Annotated in this window: 25 protein-coding genes; 13 read left to right on the top strand and 12 right to left on the bottom strand. The window is 53.1% G+C overall.

All coding sequences use genetic code 11. From position 1 onward, the window contains the following. The 5 genes from HUF19_RS02335 (at position 1) to HUF19_RS02315 (ending at position 7612) form a co-directional block, all read left to right on the top strand. Positions 1–690: a MotA/TolQ/ExbB proton channel family protein gene (locus tag HUF19_RS02335; protein ID WP_260998320.1), complete on the top strand. Its 690-nt coding sequence runs from the start codon at positions 1–3 to the stop codon at positions 688–690. After that, positions 690–1178 (top strand): ExbD/TolR family protein, encoded by a 489-nt coding sequence (locus tag HUF19_RS02330; protein ID WP_260998319.1) that lies wholly within the window; start codon positions 690–692, stop codon positions 1176–1178. The genes HUF19_RS02335 and HUF19_RS02330 overlap by 1 nt, the downstream gene beginning before the upstream one ends. Positions 1179–1183: 5 nt before the next feature. Then, the gene (locus tag HUF19_RS02325; RefSeq protein ID WP_260998318.1) at positions 1184–1687 is read left to right on the top strand and encodes an ExbD/TolR family protein; all 504 of its coding nucleotides are present in this window, start codon (positions 1184–1186) and stop codon (positions 1685–1687) included. Position 1688: 1 nt separating this feature from the next. After that, complete coding sequence (locus HUF19_RS02320) at positions 1689–2609, top strand: AgmX/PglI C-terminal domain-containing protein (RefSeq protein WP_260998317.1); 921 nt, start codon at positions 1689–1691, stop codon at positions 2607–2609. A gap of 434 nt (positions 2610–3043) precedes the next feature. Continuing rightward, a complete protein-coding gene (locus HUF19_RS02315) occupies positions 3044–7612 on the top strand; it encodes a PKD domain-containing protein (protein ID WP_260998316.1) in 4569 nt (1522 codons plus the stop codon). Between the two features lie 137 nt (positions 7613–7749). Here the strand turns inward: HUF19_RS02315 and HUF19_RS02310 are convergent, their stop codons facing one another. The 3 genes from HUF19_RS02310 to HUF19_RS02300 form a co-directional block, all read right to left on the bottom strand. Continuing rightward, a complete protein-coding gene (locus tag HUF19_RS02310) occupies positions 7750–8301 on the bottom strand; it encodes a PepSY domain-containing protein (RefSeq protein WP_260998315.1) in 552 nt (183 codons plus the stop codon). A 231-nt stretch (positions 8302–8532) separates the two neighbouring features. Further along, complete coding sequence (locus HUF19_RS02305; RefSeq protein WP_260998314.1) at positions 8533–9747, bottom strand: alkane 1-monooxygenase; 1215 nt, start codon at positions 9745–9747, stop codon at positions 8533–8535. Between the two features lie 25 nt (positions 9748–9772). Beyond that, the gene (locus HUF19_RS02300; protein WP_260998313.1) at positions 9773–10846 is read right to left on the bottom strand and encodes a 2Fe-2S iron-sulfur cluster binding domain-containing protein; all 1074 of its coding nucleotides are present in this window, start codon (positions 10844–10846) and stop codon (positions 9773–9775) included. Between the two features lie 172 nt (positions 10847–11018). Here HUF19_RS02300 and HUF19_RS02295 point away from each other — a divergent pair, with 172 nt between their 5' ends. Next, positions 11019–12071: an AraC family transcriptional regulator gene (locus HUF19_RS02295; RefSeq protein ID WP_260998312.1), complete on the top strand. Its 1053-nt coding sequence runs from the start codon at positions 11019–11021 to the stop codon at positions 12069–12071. Between the two features lie 679 nt (positions 12072–12750). On the opposite strand, the gene HUF19_RS02290 is transcribed toward HUF19_RS02295, so the two are convergent. From HUF19_RS02290 to HUF19_RS02280, 3 genes are read right to left on the bottom strand one after another with little or no spacing between them, the layout of a single operon-like run. Next, positions 12751–13599, bottom strand: coding sequence for a patatin-like phospholipase family protein (locus HUF19_RS02290; RefSeq protein ID WP_260998311.1), 849 nt, complete (start codon positions 13597–13599; stop codon positions 12751–12753). A 1-nt stretch (position 13600) separates the two neighbouring features. Continuing rightward, positions 13601–14146, bottom strand: a complete 546-nt coding sequence (locus tag HUF19_RS02285) for a PaaI family thioesterase (RefSeq protein ID WP_260998310.1) — start codon at positions 14144–14146, stop codon at positions 13601–13603. Then, the gene (locus tag HUF19_RS02280; protein ID WP_260998309.1) at positions 14133–14846 is read right to left on the bottom strand and encodes a TetR/AcrR family transcriptional regulator; all 714 of its coding nucleotides are present in this window, start codon (positions 14844–14846) and stop codon (positions 14133–14135) included. The genes HUF19_RS02285 and HUF19_RS02280 overlap by 14 nt, the downstream gene beginning before the upstream one ends. Positions 14847–15084: 238 nt before the next feature. Here HUF19_RS02280 and HUF19_RS02275 point away from each other — a divergent pair, with 238 nt between their 5' ends. Genes HUF19_RS02275 through HUF19_RS02265 form a run of 3 tightly spaced genes read left to right on the top strand, consistent with a single transcriptional unit; the run spans position 15085 to position 16852 of the window. Next, on the top strand, positions 15085–15498 hold the full coding sequence (locus tag HUF19_RS02275; RefSeq protein ID WP_145471100.1) for a MarR family winged helix-turn-helix transcriptional regulator: 414 nt from the start codon (positions 15085–15087) through the stop codon (positions 15496–15498). A 16-nt stretch (positions 15499–15514) separates the two neighbouring features. Next, positions 15515–16357: an alpha/beta hydrolase family protein gene (locus tag HUF19_RS02270; RefSeq protein WP_260998308.1), complete on the top strand. Its 843-nt coding sequence runs from the start codon at positions 15515–15517 to the stop codon at positions 16355–16357. A gap of 54 nt (positions 16358–16411) precedes the next feature. Beyond that, positions 16412–16852, top strand: coding sequence for a hotdog fold domain-containing protein (locus tag HUF19_RS02265; protein WP_145471102.1), 441 nt, complete (start codon positions 16412–16414; stop codon positions 16850–16852). A 48-nt stretch (positions 16853–16900) separates the two neighbouring features. On the opposite strand, the gene HUF19_RS02260 is transcribed toward HUF19_RS02265, so the two are convergent. Further along, positions 16901–18130 (bottom strand): NADH:flavin oxidoreductase/NADH oxidase family protein, encoded by a 1230-nt coding sequence (locus HUF19_RS02260; protein WP_260998307.1) that lies wholly within the window; start codon positions 18128–18130, stop codon positions 16901–16903. Positions 18131–18212: 82 nt separating this feature from the next. On the opposite strand from HUF19_RS02260, the gene HUF19_RS02255 reads away from it, so the two are divergent. After that, positions 18213–18710, top strand: coding sequence for a MerR family transcriptional regulator (locus tag HUF19_RS02255; protein ID WP_260998306.1), 498 nt, complete (start codon positions 18213–18215; stop codon positions 18708–18710). Here HUF19_RS02255 and HUF19_RS18325 read toward each other — a convergent pair. The 4 genes from HUF19_RS18325 to HUF19_RS02230 all read right to left on the bottom strand — a co-directional run bounded on the left by HUF19_RS18325 (position 18707) and on the right by HUF19_RS02230 (position 22383). Then, positions 18707–19999, bottom strand: a complete 1293-nt coding sequence (locus HUF19_RS18325) for a methyl-accepting chemotaxis protein (RefSeq protein WP_270049433.1) — start codon at positions 19997–19999, stop codon at positions 18707–18709. The genes HUF19_RS02255 and HUF19_RS18325 overlap by 4 nt on opposite strands. A gap of 244 nt (positions 20000–20243) precedes the next feature. After that, a complete protein-coding gene (gene ahr, locus HUF19_RS02240; RefSeq protein WP_260998305.1) occupies positions 20244–21245 on the bottom strand; it encodes an NADPH-dependent aldehyde reductase Ahr in 1002 nt (333 codons plus the stop codon). 106 nt (positions 21246–21351) lie between these two features. After that, the gene (locus HUF19_RS02235; RefSeq protein ID WP_260998304.1) at positions 21352–21774 is read right to left on the bottom strand and encodes an organic hydroperoxide resistance protein; all 423 of its coding nucleotides are present in this window, start codon (positions 21772–21774) and stop codon (positions 21352–21354) included. A 171-nt stretch (positions 21775–21945) separates the two neighbouring features. After that, positions 21946–22383 carry a MarR family winged helix-turn-helix transcriptional regulator gene (locus HUF19_RS02230; protein WP_145471108.1) on the bottom strand — a complete coding sequence of 146 codons (438 nt, stop codon included), beginning with the start codon at positions 22381–22383 and terminating at the stop codon, positions 21946–21948. Between the two features lie 1557 nt (positions 22384–23940). Here HUF19_RS02230 and HUF19_RS02225 point away from each other — a divergent pair. Together HUF19_RS02225 and HUF19_RS18400 are read left to right on the top strand one after the other, a co-directional pair. Next, positions 23941–24462 carry a hypothetical protein gene (locus HUF19_RS02225; protein WP_260998303.1) on the top strand — a complete coding sequence of 174 codons (522 nt, stop codon included), beginning with the start codon at positions 23941–23943 and terminating at the stop codon, positions 24460–24462. An 80-nt stretch (positions 24463–24542) separates the two neighbouring features. After that, on the top strand, positions 24543–24800 hold the full coding sequence (locus HUF19_RS18400) for a CPCC family cysteine-rich protein (RefSeq protein WP_366516531.1): 258 nt from the start codon (positions 24543–24545) through the stop codon (positions 24798–24800). A gap of 230 nt (positions 24801–25030) precedes the next feature. Here the strand turns inward: HUF19_RS18400 and HUF19_RS02220 are convergent, their stop codons facing one another. Then, on the bottom strand, positions 25031–25768 hold the full coding sequence (locus tag HUF19_RS02220) for a tellurite resistance TerB family protein (protein WP_260998302.1): 738 nt from the start codon (positions 25766–25768) through the stop codon (positions 25031–25033). A 215-nt stretch (positions 25769–25983) separates the two neighbouring features. Between HUF19_RS02220 and HUF19_RS02215 the strand changes: the two genes are divergently transcribed. Beyond that, positions 25984–26535: a YdeI/OmpD-associated family protein gene (locus HUF19_RS02215; RefSeq protein ID WP_260998301.1), complete on the top strand. Its 552-nt coding sequence runs from the start codon at positions 25984–25986 to the stop codon at positions 26533–26535. Positions 26536–26579: the final 44 nt, after the last annotated feature.

The raw sequence follows: 26579 nt of genomic DNA, 5'->3' as shown, positions 1-26579 counted from the left end.
ATGGGCGATATCTACAGCATCGTGGTCAACTTTCTGAAAGAAGGGGGCCTGTTTATGTATCCGATTTCTGTCGTACTGGTACTGGGTCTGGCGATTGCCTTTGAACGCTGGATATTCCTCAAGCGCGAAAAAGCCCGTAATGAAAAAACCTTTCAGGATTTTCTGCCGTTACTGCGCACCAACGATCATGAAAAAATGACGTTATTCACCCGTGACCATCAGGCGGCGGTATCGCGCATCATTGGTTGCGGTCTGGATATGATGAAAATCACCAAACAACGTGCCGATATTGAGCAAGCCATGAACGAAGGTGTAATGGAAGTGCTGCCACGTCTGGAAAACCGCACCAACTATCTGGCTATGCTGGCCAACGTTGCCACCCTGCTCGGTCTGCTCGGTACCATTATTGGTCTGATCGCCGCCTTCGCTGCTGTTGCCAACGCTGACCCGGCCGATAAATCTGCCCTGCTGTCACAATCTATTTCGGTGGCGATGAACACCACTGCATTTGGTCTGATTGCCGCTATTCCACTGCTGATTGCCAGTGCGGTTATCAATAATAAAACCAATGCCATTGTCAGCAGCATTGAAATGGCGGCAATGAAATTCCTCAACGTGATGACCCTGAACCGTGCTGTTGAAGCCGGCTACCCGAAAGACAACCGCAGTGACGAGCAAAAGGCATCCTGATGGCTTTTAAAATGAACCGTCGCATGGCGGAAGATACCGATATTGATATCACGTCCTTTATGAACCTGATGATCGTATTGGTACCGGTACTGCTGCTCAGCCTGACTTTTACCAAGGTACGGGTGCTGGATATCAATCTGCCCGAGCTTAGTGGTGGCCAGTCTGCGGCGGAACTCAGCCAGTCGCAGCTGGATGTGATGGTCGATAATCAGGGCTTTACCGTGTATTTCCCTACCGGCAAGCTGCTGAAAAAAATTCCGCTCAGCGATAACCAATACAATTACCGTGAGCTGTCGATGCTGATGCGTGATCTGAAAGATCAGCTGAGCGATAAAAAAGACGCGACCATTATTGCTGCCAAAAACGTCGAGTATCAGACCCTGATTTCCACCATGGATACCATTAAATCCTATAAAACAGTGGTGGCAGCCAGTCTGGTCGAAGTTGAACTCTTCCCGGAAATTTCTCTTGGGGATAAAAAACGGTAACGGATATGGCCTCAAACAGCTTTATTCAACGCAAAGTCACCAAAGCAGCGACACTGAACCTGACCTCGCTGATGGATATTTTTACCATCCTGGTGTTCTTTCTGCTGATGAATACCGGTGAAAGTCAGGAGTTAGCCAAAGCTAACTTCGTAAAACTGCCGGACTCCAACGCCGATGGTGCCCTGCATGGTCAGCTGGTGATTAATGTCGCTCAGGACAAAATCGTGATCGACAACAAAGAAATTGTCGCCGTCAGCGACGTTAACCGCCGCCCGGGTGAAGTAAACAAACCGCTGGGCGAAGCGTTAAAAGCATTCGCTGAAGAAAGTGGTGAGTTAACGGAAGTTGAAAAGAAAATCGGTCGTTCAGTCACCATCATGGGTGATCAGGGCGTACCCTACGATTTATTAAAAGCCGTTATGACTACCTGCAGCGCTTATGGATTCCGCGATGTATCTCTGGCCGTTAATCAGGTTGCGGCCAGCGCCCTGACCGGTGGAGGGCAGTAAGATGTCAGCCACTGCTCAGTTTGTTTCGCTCCAGCTTGATCTGCCCTGGAGCGTTAATGAAGAAAACAACCAGCGCTTTATCCGTCAGGTTAAACGTCTGGCTGTCGTATTACTGGTGTTGTTTATCGCCGTGCCTTTTTTGCCGACCTGGGATGTGCACTTCAGTGATATAGAACAGCCTCCTGTGGTACGCACCAAGGTGATGCTGGAGCCGCCGAAAATGCCGGAGCAATCCAAACCGGTACAGGAAGTGGTACCACCACCGCCCAAACCTAAGCCAAAACCACAGGAAGCGGTAACCGCTGCGGATCGCCCACAACCCAAAGCCGGAGGAAAAGCACCGGCTCAGGCACTGCAAGCCCTGTCTTCGCTGAACACCATGAAAACCAAAGTGGATGTCAGCAAGTTACAGAATAAAAACCTGTCGGAAAAAGGTGGCCAGGCTAAAGCCAATAACCGCTCCAGTCTGGGTCAGGAAAATCTGAACAGCAGTGGCGGTCTGAAAAATGCCGATATGGATATGCAGGTAAAAGGTACGGCCCTGGCGCAACATCAGGGAACTGCCATCGACAGTCCGATAGCCTATCTCGATTTACCGGATGAAGGCGGCAGTTACAGCGAAGGGGCTCGTGGCCGGCGCGATATGGAGAGCATCCGCCGCACCATTGAGAATACCAAAGGCAGTGTCTATGCACTGTATGCCAAAGCGCTGCGACAGCACCCGGATCTGAGCGGCAAGTTTGTTTTTGAACTGGTGGTTGAACCTGACGGTACGGTGTCGCGGCTGAAATTAATAAGCAGCGACCTGAGAATGCCGGATCTTGAACAGAAAATGCTGGCTAAGGTTTCTGGTATTAACTTCGGTCAGGAGAAGGTTGCACCAACAAAAGTGCAGTACACCTTCGTACTGATTCCGAGCTGAACAGCATTGTTAGAATAAATCTCCCCGTATCCTTTTTTACGGGGAGATTTCCTCTGCAAAACCGGCTGTACGCAACATTCTGGTTACGCAAAACGCATAAATAAGAAGGTTTCCGCCTTATCGGATTTGTGGCGTAAACAGTGTTATTTTTACTGGCCAATTAACGACTTGATAACAACAGAAGCGCAATGTAACGCTCTTCAATCAGATTTTTTCTGCCCTCTTCCGACAAATCTGCACTGGTTCACAATATCAACAACTGCCCGGTTTTCCCGCCATAGTTTGTGACCACGTTCCGTCTTCGTATTTAACATAATGACACAATAGCGATGCCCAATTTCGGGTCCGGGTTTCTCTGCGAATATCCGGTGTAAGTACTGGTACCGCACATTTCTGTGCAAGGTCTCCGGTTTTGAGTTCAAGGGTGAGCAACAATGAAATCAGCTGTAATCAAATTCTGTTCTTCCGGCTTACTGTGCAGCAGTCTGCTGCTCGCAGGCTGTGGTGAAGACCTCGGGGTTGATCCAACCAGTAACGCAGGTGACACTGCTTTTACCAATGACGTTCCTTTTGCTTATGTGCAACGAACGTTAAGTGGTACAGCAGAAACAGCCTCACAGAGTTATCTGGCCGGTGCGCAGCTGATTGTCCGTGAGCGTGTTTCATCAAGTGCTGGCGACACAGAAATCCTGTCCCAGACCATTGGCAGCAACCGCTACGATGTTAAAGATCTGAACGTCTCACCCGACGGTCGTTTTCTGATTTTTGCTGCCCGTCTGTTGAATGAAAAAAGTACAGAGTCTTACACCGCAGATACCTGGAACCTGTACGAATACGATTTTAATGAGGGCAATGTCCGTCGCGTGCTCAGCGACGACGCTCTGGCAAACAGTGGTCAGGACATCAGCCCTGCTTATACCAGCGACGGTGGCATTGTCTTTTCTTCCAACCGTGGCCAAAGCAACAGCGCTTCATCCGTGCTGTTCCAGATGGAACGCGATGGCAGCAGTCTGATTCAGCTGACCAGTGGCGATGTTTACGATTACAAGCCAAGCATGATGGCCGATGGCAGCCTGGTATTTATCCGCATCGCGGCCGGCAGCGAAACTGCCGTTTGCGAAAGTGATAACAGCATTAAAGCCACCAGCATCAGCGCCAGCCGCTGCACCAGTTTCAGCGAAGCCAAAGCAGCCAGCACCAAATACAGTCTGCTGCGTCTGAGCAGCATCAACAGCGAGCCTGAAGAACTGGCCAGTGGTGAAATTGCTCCGGGCAGTGATGAAGCCAGCCTGCAATTAATGAACGTAGTGCAGGATGACAACGGTCACCTTGGTGCATTAATCCGCCACCAGGGTCACAGCCTGATGGGTGGCGACGTGATCGCCATCACCGGTGGCCAGCAGGCCAATACGGTATTTGCCGGTCTGTCTCCTGAATCCTATACCGGTGGCCAGGTTAACGTTTACCCTGGACAAATTTCACGCGGCGGCTGGTACAGCGCCTTCTGGCCTTACCGTGATGGCAGCGGCCGTATGCTGATCAGCTGGACTCAGTGCCTGACACAAAAAAGTGGCCTGACCGATTCCTGCCGTGACAGCAGCGATTTTGACGCCGTCAGCAGCCGTTATGGTATCTGGGCGTACGACCCTGCCAACAACACCCGCCAGCCTGTGATTAATGGTAAAGCCGGCGTTGTGTACACCGAACTGGCCGTGGCTTACCCATACCAGAGCAATTACCTGAACTTTGCGCCGGTAACTCCGGACCCGACTGATCCGACTGATCCTACCGATCCGACTGATCCGACTGATCCGACTGATCCTACCGATCCTACCGATCCTACCGATCCGACTGATCCTACCGATCCGACCGATCCGACCGATCCGACCGATCCTACCGATCCGACTGATCCGACTGATCCGACTGATCCTACCGATCCTACCGATCCTACCGATCCTACCGATCCGACTGATCCGACCGATCCGACTGATCCGACTGATCCGACTGATCCGACTGATCCGACTGATCCGACTGATCCGACTGATCCTACTGATCCTACTGATCCTACTGATCCTACTGATCCTACTGATCCTACTGATCCTACTGATCCGACTGATCCGACTGATCCGACTGATCCGACTGATCCGACTGATCCGACTGATCCGACTGATCCGACTGATCCGACTGATCCGACTGATCCGACTGATCCGACTGATCCGACTGATCCGACCAATCATAAGCCGGTCGCCAATGCCGGAGCGGATATTCTGAATCAGCAGGTTGGTACGACCGTGATGCTGGATGGTGGCGCCAGTTCCGATGCCGACGGTGATGCCCTGACGTACAGCTGGAGAGTGATCAGTTCACCGGCAGAAATCGATGTTAATCTGCTGACCGACCCTACCGCCCAGCAACCAACACTGACGCTGACCGAAAAAGGTTTCTATATCGTTGAGCTGACCGTAAGCGATGGCAAAAGCGTCAGCGCGCCGGATACCGTAATGATTGAAGCGGTTGCCAATGATCAGGTGTGTGTGAGCGGCAAGAAGTTATCCATCTGGGCAGCAAAAACCAGTGAAAATAACCCGGACAAGCTGGTTAAAGACGTATTCCTGGGCAATATCACTTCGTTCAAAGGAACCAATACGCCAGCGGCCAGTTACAACTACTACAGCGATTCTGCGCATCCGACCTATGTGGCAGACGCATACAATGATGCATTGCCGCAGCCAAAAGACAGCTCAGCTCATATTTTCTTCTATGAGTCGACGGTTGCCCATGCGGCACGCACCTATTCGAATAATTCAGCGATTAAACCACGCGGCCAGCTGAATGAAGGCGACCTGTTCCTGTACTTCTTCTTTAATAAAGATGCCGCCGGACAGAGCAACAACAAGGTGTATTTCGAGGTGCTTACCGACAATAACCTGAATGCTCAGGGCATTCCGGTTGATCAGGTGATTCTGTCAGACGATGGCCACGAACTTTATTCAGTAAGTAACGGCAGCGCGGCAGACAAGCATTATGTTGGCGACTTCCAGTACTGGTACAACACCGATGGTGGTGTGGTCGGTCCGTTCCGTGGTGAAGAATTTACCATTGCAGTGCGCGCAACATCGCAAAGCCCGGTGGGTGAAGACCTGACCGGAGCCAGCTTCTTCTCCCGTGAAGGCACTGAATATAACTTCTTTAACGATCCTAAAATCACGTCCTTTATCGTGACTTATAAAGAAGAGAACAATTGTGATGATGTAGATCCGACTGATCCGACTGATCCGACTGATCCGACTGATCCGACTGATCCGACTGATCCGACTGATCCGACTGATCCGACTGATCCGACTGATCCGACTGATCCGACTGATCCGACTGATCCGACTGACCCGACCGATCCTACTGATCCGACTGATCCGACTGATCCGACTGATCCTACCGATCCTACCGATCCTACCGATCCTACCGATCCTACCGATCCGACAGGCCCAACTGCTGGCGCCTGTTATTCCGGTCAGGGTTACTGGAAAAATCATAACCGTTATGCCCGTAACCCAAGCCAGAAAATCAGCTGGCCTGCCGTACCGGATTATATGGTCAGCGAAGACACCAATATCTGTGGCCAGACCTGGCTGAATAATCTGTACACACCACCCCGTGGCGATGCTTTTTATATTCTGTCGCACCAGTGGATTGCCGCCCGTCTGAATCAGGCCAATGGTGCCGAATTAACCGCGACCATCAGCGATGCGATTAACCGTGGCAGCGAGCTGCTGGCACAGTGCCGTATCAGCAGCTCCGAACGCGCAGAAGTCGTTGCTCTCGCCTCACTGCTTGATGATTTTAACGACAGTGAAGACTGCGCCTACACCGAGCCGGACCAGCCTGTTGGCAATCACTATGGCGTAGTGAATATCCGCAGTATTTATGAAGTTGAAGGCGTCGATATGATGGCCAGCCAGGGCGGCATTACTGCTCTGCGTGATCCGGCCCTGTTTCCGCTGAATGAACGCAGCGAGCGTTTTATCCGCGTACTGAGCACTGACAAAGAACTGCTGGGTTACGCCGCGATTCAGCCCGATGGTTCCGCTCTGTTTAAAGTACCGGCCAACACCGACTTTACCCTGGAAGTGGTGAACAGCCGTCTGAAAGCACTGGCCAGCAAGAACGAAGATTATGCCTACCTGAATGCCCTGTCAGCGCACACGCTGAACGTTGCTGCCGGTGAAATCCTGCATTATCAGCAAGGTTCCGGCGTTAATCCGGGCGGTCATGCCGGCTATGCCTTTGCCAATACCAATAACGCCATTGTTGCCAGCGAAGACGGTCAGACCATGGCCGAAGCACTGGCAGATCATCAGCAAAATCTGGCCGTTATCAGCGCCGACATCCGTTATCAGGACGTGTGGAGCCTGAGCAATGCCGCCGCCGACATCAGCTACAGCTACAGCCAGCTGGATACTCCGGCACCGACCAGCAGCGCCTGTATTAACAGCTGGGATAAAGACTGCAGTGCCCGCATCACCTACACCGACCATGTACAGCCATTGTGGGAAAAAGCCGGACGCGATAACAGTGGCCGCAGCTGTGTTGCCTGCCACGATAATTCCGGCGCCACCGGTCTGGATCTGACCTGGGACGGCGTAGCACTGGATAAAGCCAATATCGTGTCATACCGCGAGCTGTTCAGCCCACGTACAACCTACATGTATCTGGCCAACCAGTTCAGCCCGGTGAGCAGCAATCACTGTCGCCGTCAGCAGGAAATGCCTTTTGTTGAACAGCCGGGCAACGACTGCTTTACCTGCTACAGCCGCGTGCTGATGTCCGATCTGGGTGCTCTTGAATCAGCGAATTTCTTCGAACTGTTCAGCACCGAACCGGATCACAGCAACTACCTGTTTAATCCGGACGAAAACACACCACGGGTTAACCACGCCAATATGCTCAGTGCAGAAGAGCTGCGCTTAATCAGCGAATGGCTGGATAGCGGTGCACGGGTACATTAAAAATAACGCGCAATAAAAAAGGGCCTCAGTTGAGGCCCTTTTTTTATTTCTGCACCAGGCTACCCGCTCACGCAGTTTGTCATCTGACTCCCACGCTCTGCGACATCTGGCTCCCACGCTCTGCGTGGTAGTCAGTCTTACAGCAACCCAAGCACAATAAACACAGCCAGACCCGCACCGCTTAATACCAGCGTTTTGTTTTTCAGCATCGGTGACTGCAGGCCAAGATACAGGCCACTGACCATAATCAGCACCAGAGCGATAGCGAATAATTTTTCCAGCCATTTAAACAGTGAAGGGCCATGGCCTTTGTGCAGCTCCATTAATCCGGCCTGCAGATCCGGCTCTCCGCGCTTAATCACAATATTGTCGCCCTGCTGCTGCAGCAGGTAATGCTCACGGCTGGTCGGGCGGGTGTAAAAGCTGTTGCCCTTATCTTTTACATATTCAAAGCGACTGTCGATACCCGCGCTTTTTAAGACAGCCTGAACATCGTCAGTCAGTGTCGGGCTTTTTGCACTCAGCGTCACACCATCAATCTGGCCAACGTCGGTATAAGTGGTATTGCCTTTTACGCCGAACAAATACAGTCCGCCGGAAATCGCCATAATAATGATAATAGGGGCAAAGAATGCTGCCAGATACAGATGCACCGACACCAGGGTTTTACGTGCGATAAGAGCCGCCATCAGAAATCTCCTGATCGTTGAATGACCGGCCTGTTTATACTGATAAAACAGACCCCGGAGAATTATCCTCCCCACTCCTGCAGTTTGCATGTAAAGAATCGTTGTTGTGCTGGCGATCCACAAGCGTTTGATCATTTATTGATCTGCAACAAGCAGACTGTAATGGGCCGGTATAAAAAAGCCGGAGTTCCCGCGCAGAAACTCCGGCAAAGCTCACCTGGCGTTTTGCTCTCAGGCTGCCTGCGCAGGCCTGTTCATAGCGGCTTTTTTCGCTGCAATCAATTCGCGGTAATCCTGCTGCATAAATTCTTTAATACCGCTGCGCTTGTTCGCTTCCATCGCCAGTTCTAATTCTTCTGCGCTGGCATAACGGCGATCCCAGTCCAGCACCTTCGGCACCATGATACGGTTCCACAGCGGTGGAATCAGGGTCAGGGCAATGGTCGTCAGATAACCATTCACCATCATCGGTGCGTCCTGATACGAGCGCAGTTTATGAAAAGGCACATCGCCTTCAGCATGGTGGTGAGAATGACGGGTCAGGTTAAAGGTTGCCCAGGAGCTGACGCGCTTATTGGTATTCCAGCTGTGATATGGCTGTACCGGCGTTTTCGGGTTACGCACCATGCCGTAGTGTTCCATAAAATTCACAATTTCCAGAAACGCTTTGGCAATCAGCGCAGAGGCGGTAAATACCAGCACACCGATCCAGCCGGCCATGGCAAAGGCGGCAATTTCCAGCAGTAACGACATCAGCAAACCACGGATATACAGATTATGGTGGCTGAATACCGGCAGGCGTTTTTTCTGCAGGCGCTGTTTTTCCAGTTTCCAGGCGCTGATATTTCCTTTCCAGGTGGAGGCCAGAATATGGAAGTACACATTGCGGCCGCGCGGTGCCGTCGCCGGATCACCAACGGTGCTGACATAAATATGGTGGCCGTAAACATGCTCAATTGAAAAGCCGGTATCCCAGCTGAACGCCAGCAACCAGCGGCCGATAAACATCGCCACCGGGTCCCAGGTACGGTGCGTTAATTCGTGGCCAACGATGGTACCGACTACCGATGACAATAACCCACAGCTGAAAATCGCCACCACATATTGCAGCAGGGTATTGTCGGCACGGGCAGCGGCGGCGTCATAACCGGTCAGTTGCTGCACCAGTGCGCCGTACCCCAGTACATCGGAATCGGCGACCGTCCACACCATTAAAAAATTCATCGCAAAAATCAGCAGCAGCGATGAATACAGCTGCAGATTCAGAATCCACTCATGGCCATATTCCGGCTCCACCGTGTCATCACCAAACAGCAGGTCACCGGCAATAATAAATCCGGCGGCTGCCGCTAAACCGAGATACATCCACTCGCCGCCCAGGGTAAGGCCGATGGCGAAGGGAATGGTCAGCATATGGAACAGCGTATATTTCGCATATTTGAACATAGGAATTTTCCTTTTTTATAATAAGTCAGGCGTTGGCTGCCAGTGCCGCAACGGCACCGGATAAGTCACGGCTGTCGAGAAATTTATCGAAGAAAATCTGATGCGGGCGCACGCTGAATTTCTGGCATTCGCTGATGGCCGCATCAATCATCGGCGCCGGACCACACAGATAAACCTGACTGTCTGCAGCCATGCGCCCTTCGATGGCCTGGGTTACCCAGCCACGCAGGCCGTCCCAGTCAGAATCATCAGGCTCACTGGACAGCACAGGGACAAATTCAAACGGCCCGGCCCAGCTCTGCGCCAGCTGCTGAATCTCATCGAGGCAATACAGATCGTTCTGCGTGCGTGCACCAAACAACAACGTCACCGGGCGTCGTGACTGCTCGGCCACGCCCTGACGCAGAATACTCAGCAAAGGGGCGAGGCCACTGCCGCCGGCAATGGCAAAAATGGGCGTGTCATCCGGGCGCAGCCAGAAATCGCCGAGCGGTCCTTCTACCTGCACCCTGCTGCCGATACGCACACTGTCCTGCAATAAAGGAGATAACGCGCCACCGGGAATATGGCGGATAAAAAATTCCAGCCCGGTACTGCCACCGGCGGCACAGGTTCCGGCAAAAGAATACGAGCGCGCCGGCGCAGCCGTTCCGCTCAGACTTAACTGCGCATACTGGCCGGGGGTGAATGTCAGCGGCTCGTCCAGCGTTATGCTCAGCGCGCTGATATCCTGGGTCAGCGGGCGGATCATCTGAATCACGCCGGATACGGTCTGCAACGGATGATCCGGACTGCGGTTATCCCAGTGTGGAATATCCAACAGCAGATCGCTTTTCGGCACGCTCTGACAGGCAAGAATGTAGTTATTATCGAGATCCTCAGCGCTTAACACATAAGCGCTTTCGGTTAATTCTTTCACCTTGCCCTGCTGCAGCCGGCACTTGCAGGCAGCACAACCACCCACGCGGCAACTGTGCGGAAAGCGGATACCTTCACGCAGGGCCGCCTGCAAAATGGTTTCGCCCGGGGCGGCGGTAAAACTCTGGTGAGTGCTGGCAAGGGTGACTTGTCGGGCTTTCTTCTTAAACAATGACAGCATGAGCAAATGACCTTTATTGTTTTATTAGCTGCGTATTGGTTTACAACCAGCGCAGTGGACAGGGATCAGTCTATGTCTGGCAGGTTTTCCGGGTTACAGCAGCACCAGACAGAGAATGGTCATCTGGGGCCAATAATCTGGTCAGTCAGAAATGGCGGGGTAAGATAAAAGAATGAAAACAAACCATTCCGATACCACCATACAGCTGCCCACCAACTATCTGCGCAACCTGCTTGATCTGGTGGAAGCGCGCGGGGGCAACGGCGCCGATATGCTGCTGCGTGCCGGTATGAATCAGGCCCAGATAGAAGAGATCGACGGTCAGCTCAGCTGGGAGCAGTTCAGCGGCGCATTACGTGAAAGCCGCAACGAGATTGATGAACCCGGTCTGGGTCTCTATTTAGGCAGTCAGCTGACCATTACTACCCACGGCCTGCTGGGGCTGGCGGCGATGAGCAGTCCGACACTGAGCGATGCCGCTCAGGTAGCCTGCCAGTATGTGGCAACACGCACGCCATTGGTGTCGATGCGGCTGGAACAGAAAGGCCTGCAGGCATCGCTGACCATCGACGAGCTGTATGTACTGGGCGATATCCGCGCCACGTTTCTGGAGGCGCTGACCGTCACACTGCTGGCGGTGATTGATTTTGTCTCCGGCGGTCAGGCGCGTGTCAGTCAGGTGAACTTTGCCTTCCATACACCGGCATACAGCTCACTGTACGAAGCTTTTTTCCCCTGCCCGGTGCGCTTTAATCAGGAACAGAACCAGATCATTCTGCCCGCCGCCGACCTGAATATCCCTTCACGTCTCGCCGATATTCAGGTGCAGCGCCAGGCCGCCCAACAGTGTGAACAGCAATTAAAACAGTGGCAGGAAAGGCAGAAATTATCCGGCCAGATCCGCATGATGCTGGGACGGGCGAAAGGACGCTTTCCGGGCTTTGAACAGGTCGCCGATGAGTTATCGCTGTCACCACGCACCCTGCGCCGGCGACTGGCAGAAGAAGGCACCAGCTATCAGGAATTACTGGAAATCTGGCGTCAGGAAATGGCACACCAGTATTTACGCACCACCAATCTCAGCGTGCAGCAGATCAGTTATTTGCTGGGCTATAACGACCCGGCAAATTTTGGCCGCGCCTTCCGTAAACGTAACGAGGGGATTTCGCCGCTGCGCTTCCGCCAGCAGGGGCAGGAAGCACCGGCAATCAGCCGTTCAGAATAACTACTGTCCCACAGTCTTTAATCAGCACCGCAGCTGACAAACACAGCATTTTTTAACATCAAGGCCTGTTGCCTCCTAGGGGAACTTATCCCCTTGCCGGCGGGCCGCCCCCAGCTTCGCGCTTTCTGGGCCGTTGCCCTTAAAACCTTGATATTTACTGGCCGCGCGCCTCATCGGCCATCCATGGCCGGAGCCACTTGTCCGCATCCCTGCGGACAGACCAGACATATCAGCGGTTTCTGCGGCGGCCCCAGAGGCGCAGAAAACATCACCGCAATGCTGCTTTTCAGATCAAACATATTTGTTTAAATATCATGTCGCAAACACGGTTTTCGTTGAAAAACGGCTGAGCGGATTACTTAAACCGGCGATCGTGCGGCGCCAGACAACCAGATGATTCTGCGGCCTTCAGAGCAAAACCCTGCCCCGGAACGATACAAATGTTTGGTGTTTTAAAGCGTCGTTCCGGGGCGAATTGTTTTGCGTGCCGCATAATCATTGCCGTTGGCTGGATGAAGCCGGACGCGCCGAAAAGAGAGGATCGTAAGGAGATACCTCTCCTTGCAGGGGGCCAGGGGCTTGCCCCGGAAAGGCGTTTCAGATTGAAAAACAATAATCGATTAATTCCAAAGTTTGGAGTGGCACGATGCCACTCACAAACTGTGGAACAGCAGTGCGTTCAGAATAATTTTTGCCGCAGCAGGTCTGCACCCTGCAGCAAGCCATCCTGATAGGCTTTATTCAGAATGTTCATATCGGTGGTGAACTGCCCGGCAGAAAAATCGTCAGGCGGACAGATTTCAACGATATTGCAGCCGGCCGGTGGCTGGCGGATAAAATCCAGCGCCCGGTTATAGTCGTCATGACGCTGCTGCAGGCGTGCCGCAATGTGCGGATAGTCTTTTAATAAGCGCGGAAAAAAGCGTGCAATTTTATAGGCTTTTTTACGGTACGAAGCCGGGTTGGAACGCAGCACCAGAATATTACGCGCACCGCGGCGCCAGGCTTCTTCCACCGGCAGTGAGTCGGCCACACCACCATCGAACCAGATGTTATCACGCAGCTGTACCTGCCCTTTAAACGCCAGCGGCATATTGCCCGAGGCTTTTAACGCCTGAAAAACCTCGTCGGCCTGCGGCGATAAATAATGTGCTTCGCCGCTGTGGGCACAGGTCGCCACCACCAGAAAACGGTCTTTAACCGCTTCGATATGTTCCAGCCCGATCGGTAATTCGCGCTCGGTAATATCCCACAGCCAGTCGATATCAATTAAATGCCCGCCGCGCAGAAAACGCCGCCAGCTTTTAAATTGCGGCCGGCGGCAATAATCGGTGTAGACCTTATAATTACGGCCGTATTGTTTACCCAGATAAGCTGCCACGTTTGATGCGCCAGCCGATACGCCCAGATACCAGTCGAAAGGATAATAATCGGTGGCAATAAAAGCATCGAGAATACCGGCGCTGTAAATACCGCGCATAGCACCGCCTTCAACAATCAGTGCACTGGCAGAATGATCGGCGCTCATCTCAGGCTCCTGCGTTTTCGCTCTCGGCGTGTTGCAAACGCATCTGCTCACGCTGTACCGATGAAAACATCCCTTTCATACGCTCCAGTTCATCAGCCGGCATGATATCCATAGCAGCAAATTTTTCGGCAGAAAATAACGCAAAATGCCCTTCTGCTTTGGCCGCAACCTGACCTTTGGCATTACGCAGTTCGGCCGCCACAATAACCTGCCGGTCATTTTTCTGTTCGGCAATAAAACCATAAACACTGACCGGCTCGCCGATACGGACCGGCAGTTTAAAACGCACTTTAATATCGCGCGTCAGCAAAAACTGATTGAGCAGATACATACCAGCCCAGCCCATCACTTCATCCAGCACCGTGGTAATAACACCGCCGTGAGCCAGATTGCTCCAGCCGCGCAGATGTCCGGGAATAACCAGATCTGAACGCACCTGCTGCTCGTTGGTAAAGAAGCGCATTTTCAGCCCCTGATGATTGTGCTGCCCACAACCAAAACACTCATGGGCAATATTGGTCATCGGTCGCCATTCATTCGGCTGCATAAGAACCTCCATTCATCTCGGTAACAGTAAAATCGTTCAGTCCGGCGCGCTCGGCCTGGGTCAGCGGACCGGCTCCGAGCAACAACAATGCGTGTTCCACCATGCGCAGGCCATAAGCGCCGGGAGCTTCGCTGATCTGCGGCTGCAACTGGTCGGAAAAATAATGCGCGCCTTCGGTCAGAGCCATCAGCACCTGAGCACTGGCGGCTGCATCAGTAATACGCACACAGCCCTGCTCCTGCTGGAAACGCAATTCCTGGGTCAGCACGCGGTGATAACGGCGATACATACGGGCCACCGCCAGCCGTACCTCTTCGTGGCGACGGGCCAGCGACATAATGGCGAAGACTTCCGGGGCCGCGAGGGTATTCATCCAGCGCAGACCAAAATAGACAGCCAGCATCTGTACCAGCCGCAGGCGGGCATCGCCGCTGCCCGGTAATTCGCGGAACAGCTGGCCATAACGCTGCAGGCTGACATTCACCAGCGTCAGCATCAGGTTTTCTTTACTGCCGAAATGATGCATCAGCAACGACGGATTCACCCCCGCCGCCTGCGCCAGCCGTGCCATCGTCACCTGCTCGTAGCCCTCACTGCGGATCACCTGCACCAGTACATCCAGCAGCTGTTCACGCCGGTCGTCCGCGCTCAGACGGGTTTTGCGTGGCGAAGGCTGTTTGCTTTCCTGAATCTCAGACAAAGAACACCTGTTTATTTAAAACATCAATATAAGCCAAAAATAGCGGCTAAAAACTCCACCATCAAGGATTTATTGAATATCTATTTAGTTAATAGCTAAAACAGGAGGTTCGGCAAAGCGGTCAGGATGGGCTTAGCCTCTGTCTGAAATCCGGCAAAGCAAAACCTGCTTGCTACTTACTTCACATGTGAACTATATTTACTTCACATGTGAACTAATTGCCGTGCGGTCATTAACTATGGATAAACGTCTCTTCTACCTGCTCAACAGCGCACGCCACCGGGTATACAAACACGCCGATCAGAAGGCCGAAGAAGCACTGGGCATTTCCGTAACCCAGCTTGGTGCGCTGATGCTGATTGCCGCCAATGAAGGTTGTCTGCTGAAAGATCTGGCGCAGAGTCTGAATCTGAATAATTCGGCCCTGACCGGTCTGGCGGCACGTATGGAACATAACGGCCTGATAGAACGCCGCGCCTGTGAGCTGGATGGCCGCGCTTCGCGTCTCTATCTGACCCTGCTCGGACGCAGCAAGATCGACAGCGCCCGGCCGCTGATCAGCCAGCTGAATGCCGCCATGACCGAAGGTTTCAGCGAGCAGGAAGTGTTGGTCATCCTGCGCTTTTTAAACCGCTTACTGAGCGAATTCTGAACCTGTGGAGAGCACTATGGAAAAATTCGAACTGATGACTCAGGGCGGGCGCCTGCTGCGCGGCCGTTTATTCAACGCCAGCGAAGCCCGCTCGGTTGTTGTCGTCGCCGGCGCGATGGGTGTGCCCCAGGGCTGCTATGAAAAGTTTGCGCATTTTCTCTGCGAGCAGGGCCACAACGTGATTACCTTTGACTACTTCGGTACCGGAGAATCATTGCAGACACCTCTGCGCCACTGCCAGACCAATATCAGCGACTGGGGCGAAGAAGACTGCACCGCCATTATCCGCTTCGCGCGGGATTATTTCCCCGGACTGAAATTACAGTGGATCGGCCACAGTGTTGGCGGCCAGTTGCTGGGAATGATTCCCGCCGTGAATCAGATTGATCAGGCCATCACCGTGGCTTCAGGCAGCGGTTACTGGCGCGAAAATTCACCGCCGACCAAACGCGTGGCCTGGCTGCTGTGGTATTTCATCGCACCATTAAGCGTACCGCTGGCCGGTTATTTTCCCGGTGCCCGATTAAACATGGTCGGCGATCTGCCCGCCAATGTGATGCGCCAGTGGCGGCGCTGGTGCCTGAACCGCGAATACGCCGTGGGCGCCGAAGGTGAAGCTATGCGCGCACGCTTTGCCAGTGTCACGGTTCCGATCACCTCGGTTGCCTTCAGCGACGATGAAATGATGTCCCGGCGCAATATCGAATCGCTGCACAGCTTTTATCAGAACTCACCACGCACCATGATCCGCCTGAAACCGGCGGATATCGGTGAAAAGAAAATCGGCCATCTGGGCTGGTTCCGCGAACGCTACCGCGATTCCGTCTGGGCCGGGCAACTGTTGCCGTTGCTGCAGTAAATTTAATGTTATTCAGCCATTCCTACCCTCCTGACAATAAGAAGAGAAAAAACCATGAGTCAGTTTTTAAAAATGTTTGAACAACTCGGTGCACAGCAATTTTCGGCCGGTATCGGCATGGTCGCCCCGTATTTTTCCACCATTGATCCGGAAGTCACCGAACTGCGTCCGGGCTACGCCAGCATGATTTTGCGTAACCAGAAAAAAGTGCATAACCATATTGGTACTGTGCATGCGATTGCCATGTGCAACGCGGCTGAATTAATGGCCGGTATTGTGACCGACGCCAGCATCCCGGCTGGCGCGCGCTGGATTCCGGCGGGTATGAGCGTGAAATATGTGGCCAAAGCCAAAACCGATTTAAAGGTTGAGGCCGACTGCAGCGCGGTGGATTTTTCCCAGCCCGGAGAAGTGCATATTCCGGTCGCCGCTTATGACGACCAGAACACGCTGTGCTTTACCGCAGATATCACCATGAATGTGAAGCATGCCTGAAGCTTATAAAAACAGGTGTCCGTTCATAGACGCCTGTTTTTCCTGTAATCAGACACCAATCAGCTTACGATAGCGCTTAATCAGTTTCTTCAGCCGCACCCGGTCGAGTATCAGACTTAACAGCGGATTTAATACCGTTTCTTTTTTCGCGCCATTACCCCAGCGACGTAAATGGCGTTTGATTAATGCCATGGTAGCGACGCTGGCGATGGCTTTATCTTTCCATTCGATACGCGCCAACGGCAATTCAAACGCCGGGTTCTGCTGCCAGCGTTGCGGCAGATCCGGACATACGGCCAGTGCACTGGCCATACCCACCAGCGCCACGCCGGCATTAACAACCTGTTCTGCGGTCTGCAAACGGGTGATACCACCGGTACTCATAACCGGCATATTCGCGACTGCCGCAATCTGTTCGGCAAATTCGAGAAAATACGCCTCGCGTGCCAGGGTGCGGCCATCAGCGGTACGCCCCTGCATTGCCGGTGCTTCGTAGCTGCCACCGGAAATTTCTATCGCATCCACATGCAGTTCGTTGAGCAGGGTTACTACGGCTTTGGCGTCGGCAATATCAAAACCGCCACGCTGAAAATCGGCGGAATTTAATTTAACTGCAACAGCAAATTCTGGTTTAACCGCAGCGCGGATACGGCGGGTAATTTCCAGTAATAAACGCGCACGGTTTTCCAGACTGCCACCCCACTCATCCGTGCGCTGATTGGTCAGCGGTGATAAAAACTGGCTGAGTAAATAACCATGTGCGGCATGAATTTCCACACCATCAAAACCGGCTTGTTCAGCCCGCTGCGCGGTGGTTACAAAACGGCTGATAACGTCTTCAATTTCTGCTGCGGTCATCGCCTGCGGCCGGGCAAATAAATGTGAATGTTTGCCCATATCCACCGCGACCGCCGATGCCGACAACGCCTTCCCCCCCAGTGCGGCATACACCTGACGACCGGGGTGATTAATCTGCATCCAGATTTTTGCGCCCTGTTCTTTCGCCGCCTGCGCCAGTGCCATAAAAGGTGCCAATGGCGTTTGCGCTTCCAGCGCCAGGCCACCGGGGCCGGTCATTGCCAGCCGGTCGACCATCACGTTACCGGTAATAATCAGGCCACTGCCGCCCTGACCCCAGCGCCGGTAGAGGTGAGTCAGCGCCGCATCCGGCAGTAACTGCGCATCGCCCATATTTTCTTCCATCGCCGCTTTGGCAATGCGGTTTATAAGCTGCTGGCCATTGGGCAGAGTCAGCGGGGTAAACACGGTTGAAGTCATAACTGCTCCGGAATAAATTGTGTGAAGATTCGACAAACACGATGCTAAACTTAAAGTTAACTTTAAGTTCAACTGGTTTTTTATGCCGTTTTCATCTGTCGATAAACCCTCTGCAGCACTCCCCAGCAAAGCGGATACACGATTAATGCGCATTGGTGAACTGGCTGCCCAGAGTCAGACGCCTGCGTCCACCATCCGCTATTACGAGCAGCAGGGTTTGCTGAGTGGCGTGCAGCGTACCGCTGGCGGCAGCCGCCGTTACGATGGCAGCGCACTGTTGCGCCTGCAGATGATCCGCAGTCTGCAGAATATGGGCTTTGCTCTGGGGGATATTCCGGTACTGCTGCGCGATGAGCAGCAAGGCGTCGATCATGAACGGGTCATGACTACCCTGAATGGCCGGCTGAAGGATATCGATACTTTATTAGCCAGCCTGCAACAGCAGCGCGATCAGTTGCATGCGCTGCGTTGCCTGCTGAAAAGCAGCTGGGATGCAGGAAACTGCCTGACCGATGAGCAGATTCTGGCGCTGCGCGATCAGTATCTGCAGCCATCGGGCATGGTGGGAGATCAGGATTAATTGAGCCGGGCAACCGTGGCAGCTACGTCTTCAGCGCTGTGGCGGATCTGCTCAATCACATCTGCCGCCTGCTGAATCTGTTCACCCACCTGCCGGGTTTGTTGCTGGGTTTTTTCCATCTGCTCCATCGCCGCACGGGTCAGGGCTTCATTCGCCTTAACCATTTCGTCGATTTCCAGTGTTGAGCTGTTGGTACGCGATGCCAGACTGCGCACTTCATCGGCGACCACCGCAAAACCACGGCCATGCTCACCGGCACGCGCCGCTTCAATCGCGGCATTTAAGGCCAGCAGATTAGTCTGCTCGGCAATGCTGCTGATGGTGGTGACGATGGCGGAAATTTCCGCCGATTTACTGCTTAAATTGCTGATGCTCTGTGCCACATCACCCACCTGTGCCGCCACCTGCGCCGATGCCGTAACACTGGCACGTAACAGGCCACTGCCGTTCTGAGCCAGATTAACGGTATCAGCCGAATTACTGCGCGCCAGCTCCGATGCTTCGCGCACCTGCAGTGCCTGTGTAACCCGCTCAGTGATATCACGGGCAAATTTAATCACCTTCACGACACGCTTATTGCTGTCCAGAATCGGGTTATAACTGGCCTCCAGCCAGATGATCCGCCCCTGTTTATCACGCCGTTCAAATTTGCCATTCTGAATCCGTCCCTGCCCCAGCTGCTGCCAGAAATCCGGATACTCGCGGTTAAAACCCTCGGTACAGAACATCTTGTGGTGCTTGCCTTTAATCTCTTCCAGGCGATAGCCCATGGTGCGCAGAAAATTCTCATTGGCATTCTGGATGGTACCGTCCGGGGTAAATTCAATAATGGCCTGCGAACGGTCGAGAGCATCCATCACCGCTTCCTGACGCTGCCGCTTTTCGGTATTAGCCGTTACATCCTGAGCCAGTTTAATCACCCGCACCACACGGCCGTTAAGCTGCACCGGGAAATAGGTAGCGCGCAGCCACAGGCGCTCCCCCTGTTTATTAATCCGCGGAAAAGAGCCACTGGCAAATTGCCCGGCGGCCAGTTGCCGCCAGAAATTGCGGTACTCTTCTGAATTAACGTAATCATTACTGCAGAACATTCGGTGATGCTGGCCCATCACCTCATCACGGCGATAGCCAACCACCTGCAGAAAGAGATCATTCACGGCGGTAATAGTGCCATCCGGGGCAAATTCAATCATTGCGGAATCCTGACGCAATGCCTGCTCCAGCGCCTGAGCTTCGGCCAGTGCCTGTTCAAGCTGCTGAACCTTGTCTTTGTTTTTATCGAACCACATAACTGCTCCGGAATAAGTTTGCATACAAGGTACACACGCTCTCAATCTAGCCCAGTCCTGCACGCCCGCCAGTGCTGGCTACAAGCGACAGGCACTATTTATAAAAACCAGTGATGTATAACAATCCGGCATCGTGTTGCAGGCATAAAAAAGCCGCCAAACGAGGCGGCTCCGGGCTTTAAGTACAACAGCGGTACTACAGAGGTACAACAGCGCTACAACAGCAGTACTACAACAATGCCGCTTACTTTTTCAGCACCACACGATAACGCGGGCTGCCGTTTTCCAGACGGTCGATGGCGTTATTTACGTCCGCCATATCAAACACTTCTACTTTAGGTTCGATGTTATGGCGGGCGGCAAATTCCAGCATTTGCGCAATCACTGCAGGACTGCCAACTGGCGACGACGACACCGAACGCTGGCCGCCCATCAGCGCGAACACATTCAGCTCGACCGGTTCCAGTACCGCACCGACCAGATGCAAACGGCCCTTCGGACGCAGGGTATTTACATAGGAACCCCAGTCGAGTTTTACATTCACCGTCGACAGAATCAGATCGAAATACCCGGCGGAATCTTTCAGCGCCTGCCCATCACGGGAATCCAGCGTACGGTGTGCGCCCAGCTCCAGTGCTTCGGTGCGCTTGGCTTCCGACGAGGTAAAGGCCGTTACTTCACAGCCCCAGGCATTGAGGAACTGCAGCGCCATATGGCCAAGGCCACCAATCCCGACTACGCCGACACGCGCCGTAGGCTTAACACCAAACTGCACAATCGGGTTAAACACGGTAATACCACCGCAGAACAGCGGTCCGGCCACTTCGCTGCTGACGTTATCCGGCAGTTTCACTACGCTGGCGGACTGCGCCCGCACCTTGTCGGCAAACCCGCCATGACGGCCAACAATAGTGCCGCGCGCACCGGCACAGAGGTTGTGGTCACCTTCCATACAGGTCTGACACTCGTTGCAGTAACCGGAATGCCAGCCGAGGCCGACCCGATCACCCACCTGCAGTTTTTTCACATGAGCGCCTACCGCACTGATGCGCCCCGCCACCTCATGGCCCGGCACAAAGGGATAACGGGTCATGCCCCATTCGTTATTCAGCATGCTCAGATCGCTGTGGCAGATACCGCAGTATTCCACATCGATTTCCACATCATGGTCACCCAGCGGGCCCGGATCGTATTCAAACGGCTTGAGTTCACCACCCGGTTCGAAGGCTGCGTAGGCTTTGATCATGGTTGTTCTCCTGACATAAAAAATGGGCTTAGCGGTTACACCTGAGCAGATGCCGGCGTGCCTGCTCACACGCCGTTGTATTACACCGACAAAAGACGGCGATGACTCAGACCAGCACCAGCTCAACACGGATATTACCGCGGGTAGCGTTAGAGTATGGACATACCTGGTGTGCCTTTTCCACCAATGTCTGAGCGACAGTGTTATCCATGCCCGGCAGGCTGATATGCAGCTCAACGTCGATGGCAAAACCCACACCCTTATCATTAGGGCCAATGCCCACATGCGCGGTAATGGCGGTGTCAGCTGGCAGCGCGGTTTTATCCTGCATCGCCACAAACTTCAGCGCGCCGATAAAGCAGGCGGAATAGCCCGCCGCAAACAGCTGCTCCGGATTCGTACCATCACCACCGGCACCACCCAGTGCTTTAGGGGTGCTGAGTTTGACATCCAGCGCCTGGTCGGATGAGACAGAGCGGCCATCGCGGCCGCCGGTTGAGGTTGCCTGGGCGGTATACAAAATTTCCATAGGATTCTCCGTTTTCGGTTCGTCGTTGCTGGCACCGTCTGCTGCTGTTTGTTGCTGCCCGCTGCCACCAAGATATAGTTATCGCAATAACTATATGATTTTAAAAAATGGCCTTGTGTGGCCAGAATGGAGAAAAGATTATCGCAATAATCTATTGCGCGCAATATAAAATCATTCCCCCTGCAATGCCCGGCGCAGAACATCCAGCCGCTCTTTCAGATCCATCAGCTCCGGAATAGCGGCATTGCAGTGGCTGGCGGCACAGGCATTCACCTGCAACGCCTTCTCGCGCAGGCTGCGGCCATGCTCACTGAGGCGGATCTCCAACAGCCGCTCATCGGCGCTGCTGCGCGAACGGCTGATTAAGCCCTCAGCCTCCATCCGCTTGATCACCGGCGTTAACGCTCCCGGCTTCTGCCCCAGACGCGCGGCAATATCCTTCAGCCCCAGACCGTCCTGCTCCCACAGAATCAGCAACACCAGATACTGCGGATAGGTCAGCCCCAGCGGCTCCAGCAGAGGTTTATACACCTGAGTCATCGCCAGCGAGGTAGCGTACAGAGAGAAGCACAATTGCTTATCGAGCAGCAGCGGATTGGAATCGGACATAAAGGCTCGGGCCTGTGGTGATCAAAGATGACAATAAGGGAATGCTGCCATAAGCCGGCGTTGCGGAACAGTGTTGGTGGCAGCTGCAGGCTGGCAGGGTGTGGGACCGGATCTTATCCGCGACATGCGGGAGCAACCTGTGGGAGCGACTTTCAGTCGCGATAGCCTACTCGCTCCCACGCTCTGCGTGGTAGTGCCTGCTGTGTTGCTGGCTCTGGAAATGATCGACTCGCTCCCACGCTCTGCGTGGTAGTGCTACTGCTGGAGGTAGATGTGTTCTCGACTCGCTCCCACGCTCTGCGTGGTAGTGCTACTGCTGGAGGTAGTTGTGTTCTGAGTTGTAGCCGCAGCGCGGGCTGGCTTTTTGAGCTACCGCCCGGCCCTATGACCTCTTTGAGGGGTCTTACCCCTCACGCCGGTCGGGCAAACTCCCTGCTTCGCGCTTTGTGGCCCGTAACCCCTTACTCACTCGGTTTTTCTGACCACGCGCCCATGCGACGTCCCTGTCGCTGCGCACTCGCCGGGCATCCATGCCCGGCGGATCAGAAAAACCATCGTTCGCTGCGGCGGGCCACGTGCGCATAAAACCATGACGCAAAGCCAAACTTCAAAGCTGGCAGAGTTTCTTTTGAAAAGCCGCGTTGCGTCTGAATGAACGCGGCATTTGTGCGGTGCCAGTCAACCAGGCAGGCAATCCGGTGGAAAGCACAGTACGGCCCGGAGCCCATTCATTTAAATTATCAAACGGTATAAGGCTCCGGGCGAATTGCTGTGCGGGCCGGATTGGCCACGCAGTTGACTGAACAGCACCGGACAGCCGCAAGAGAGGATCGGAAGGAGATACCTCTCCTTGCATGGGGCGCAGGGGCTTGCCCCGCATTGGCTCAGAGGCTATTACAAAAGCCAGACCGCGCAGCGGCTACTCTGCAGTAAAAATAAGACCACGACAGTGAACAACTGTCGCCCTTAGCCACTTGTAACCAGTTTTATCAATTATTGAACCCATCCCAGAACTTCAGTACTCTTCAGTCCAGCAGGGAAGCCGTATCCGCCGATATAACAACACCAGAACTCAGACCGTCAGGTCGGTTTATCTGACTCAGCACCGATACCCTCCCCGCCTGAAATCCGACTGCTTTATCACGCAATTCCTGCCCTGCGCTTACAAGGACGGGCGGCAGCGTGTCTGAATCAGCAATCAGTGGTTTTTTGTGGGTAATAGCAAAACTTTCAACGTAAAGAAGTACTGATGTACATACAGTATATTTCCGGATTTAAACGAAATCTGGCACGCTTTACATTCGTGCTTGCTCGTTTTGCCGGAGGCCAGTAACTTAAACGCGAAGTTAATCAATAATTTACAAAGCTGGTTTACAAGTTTATGTACGCTGGAAATTAGAATTAACAGGCGTGCGCGTTTTTCTGGAAGGGATATTTAAGTTATGGAAGATTTTTCAGGCTGTTCAATATGTTACGTGGGAATATTCGAAAGAGCCTCCCCGAATTAATGCGCATGCACACTAATAAGCTGTTAACTTAATAAAAAACGAGAGATCTGTGGAACTAAACATAGCACCATATCTGGCAATAATTACTGCAATAGTGGCAGCGTACTTTACGTATAGAAACCAGCAGAGACTGAAGTCGTTTGAAATTCTCTATGATAGAAAAACTTCTGTTTTGGCTGATATGGAAGCATATTTGAAGAATTTGCATCTATTAAGATCAGAGATTGAGAAGGATGAGCTAAGTGATGTGCTAGAAAAATACTTGCGTGAGCACTTTCATGAAGGTCTTGTGCTTTACCACAAAGTAAAGGGGGCTAATTTTGGTGGCATATCTGAAGTCATGGCAGAAACATTCTGGTCAATCGTTAAAGAGACTTCCACTAAAGGAGCCATGACAAAGGAAGATGCGAAAGAATGGATACATAGAACAACAAATGCTCTGTCTGCACTTTATGGTTTCTCGCACAGTCAACTTACAAAAGATCTGGAAGAAATGGCCTTCTCATATACAGCAAGATTCATCAGAAAGAGAAAGCGAGAAGTTAAAGTTGAGAAAAAAGTTAACAAGTAGCTTCAATGGACAGCAAAAAACGCCGCTCGTACCTCGCTCTACTTTTTACTGCCCCTGAGCTTAGCGTTAGGTAGCTGAAGATGAAGCCACAGTCTGACTACTGTTTGCCTTGTCCCTGTTGCGGCTTCAAAACAATAGGCGAGGCTGGAGCTTTCGAGATATGTCCCGTTTGCTGCTGGGAAGACGATGGTCAAAGCGACGCAGATTCCAGCATTTTCCGCGGGGGTCCAAACGGGGAGCTAAGCCTTGAGCTAGCGCGCGAGAACTTCGCAAAGTATGGCGCATGCGCTAAAGAGTATATTGGCCAGGTTCGAAGCCCAAATATCGATGAAATGTAGTGCTAATCCGCAACCTAACAAGGCCAAGCAAGACGGGACTGATCTTCCCCCGCTTGAACGGGCACCAAAATCAAACCAACAGGGTGTCCGTTCCAACCCAACCCCTCTGAAAAATCCGCGTTAATCTGCCAGAATTAAATCCCACCTCTCGCGCATTTTTTCTGCTAACTTTTCTTAACCTGCCGCACTACCCTTTCTTAACCTGCCGCAAGTCCGCTATCCTCAATCAGTCACCCCTGACCCGCCAGCTGTACCTGTTTTTCCAGTTCAGCCACCAAACCAGGCTCCAGCTTTAACTGCCGGGCCAGTTCCTGCAGGTAGGCTTTTTCCATAAAGTTTTGTTCATCCACGATTAACACCGAGGCCAGATAGACTTCGGCGGCTTCTTCCGGTGCTTTTACCTGAACGGCTATTTCTGCCGGGTCGAGTGGCTTGCGCAGTTCCTGTTCAACAAAGCGGTTTACCTCTGCTGTTGCGCCCATGGCCTGTACGGCGTTGCTGATGCGTTGTTGTTCGGCGTCGTCGATATGGCCATCGGCTTTGGCGGCAGCAATCATGGCAGATAACAGCAGCAGGCTTTCACGTTCGTTCGGTGCGGGGGCGCTGATAGCGGCCTGTTCTGGTAAAGCCGCGGCCGGAGTCTGAAGTGCGGCATTATGGTCGCCACCAGCAGCCGCTGCGTTTTTTCCGGCTTTCCAGCTCTGGTAAGTTTTAAAGGCAACGGCAGCCAGCGCGGCGCTGCCACCAACCTTCAGCGCAGTTGAGCCAAGCTTGCGGCCGCTTTTTGAGCCCAGCAGCAAACCCAGTGCACCGCCACCCAAAGCGCCTTTGGCCAGGGTCGATAAGGTATCGCTGCGCGCCTCGCCTTCGGCAGGAATATTCAAAGCCTTCTCTGCGCCCTGCTTACCTTGCTGAGCAAGATCCGTGGCAGAGCTGAGAAACAGATTCACCAGTCCTTTAATATCCATAAAGCATACCTGATAACAAATGAGTCCATTACCAGTATGCGCATTTAAATTTAAGCTTGGGTCAGGGATTGTGAGGAATGGTCAGGCCGGGCACACAAGGTTATGCGATAAAATTTACACAATAATAAGCAGGCAGCGCAGCCACAGAGGTTAACAGCCGCAGCCTGAGCCGCTACTATCATTCCGCTACTCATTAAGTGCAGACGGAGTTATCGATGAGCAGGGATGCAGAAAAAGCCACTTTTACCGCACAGTTATACGCTCCGGCAAAAGCCGCTGGTGATGATCTGCGGGCATTTCTGATTTTGCCTAAAGAAGTCAGCGATCTGCTGCCCCGCCGTGGCCGCACCAGTGTCGAAGGCACCATCAATAATCACCCGTTTCAGGCACCCCTGGAGCCGGACGGTCAGCTCAGCCACTGGCTTAAAATGGATAAAATCCTGTATGAGGCCTGTGGCGCAACGATCGGTGAGACGGTTACTGTAGAAATTGCTGCCATGCAAAAGGAGCCGGAGCCTGCGCTGCCCGAAGATTTTCAGGCCCTTCTTGATGCCTCACCGCAAGCTAAAGCGGTGTGGGAAGCAACAACGACTATTGCCCGGGTCGACTGGATTCACTGGATCGAGTCTGCCAAGCAGGCCAAAACCCGCGTAACCCGTATCGAAAACGCCTGCGACATGCTCGCCTCGGGTAAAAAGCGGGTGTGCTGTTTTGATCAGTCGGGGTTTTACAGTAAGGCTTTGCGCTCGCCGGACGTTAAAACCTGAACGGAATTAAAAAGCCTGACAGAGCTGACGCCCAGCTCAGATCA

Origin of the sequence: Thalassolituus hydrocarboniclasticus (assembly GCF_025345565.1) — a bacterium.
GTDB lineage: Bacteria > Pseudomonadota > Gammaproteobacteria > Pseudomonadales > Oceanobacteraceae > Venatoribacter > Venatoribacter hydrocarboniclasticus.
The sequence above is the reverse complement of the archived record's forward strand: the minus strand, read 5'-3'. Positions and strand labels throughout refer to the sequence as shown.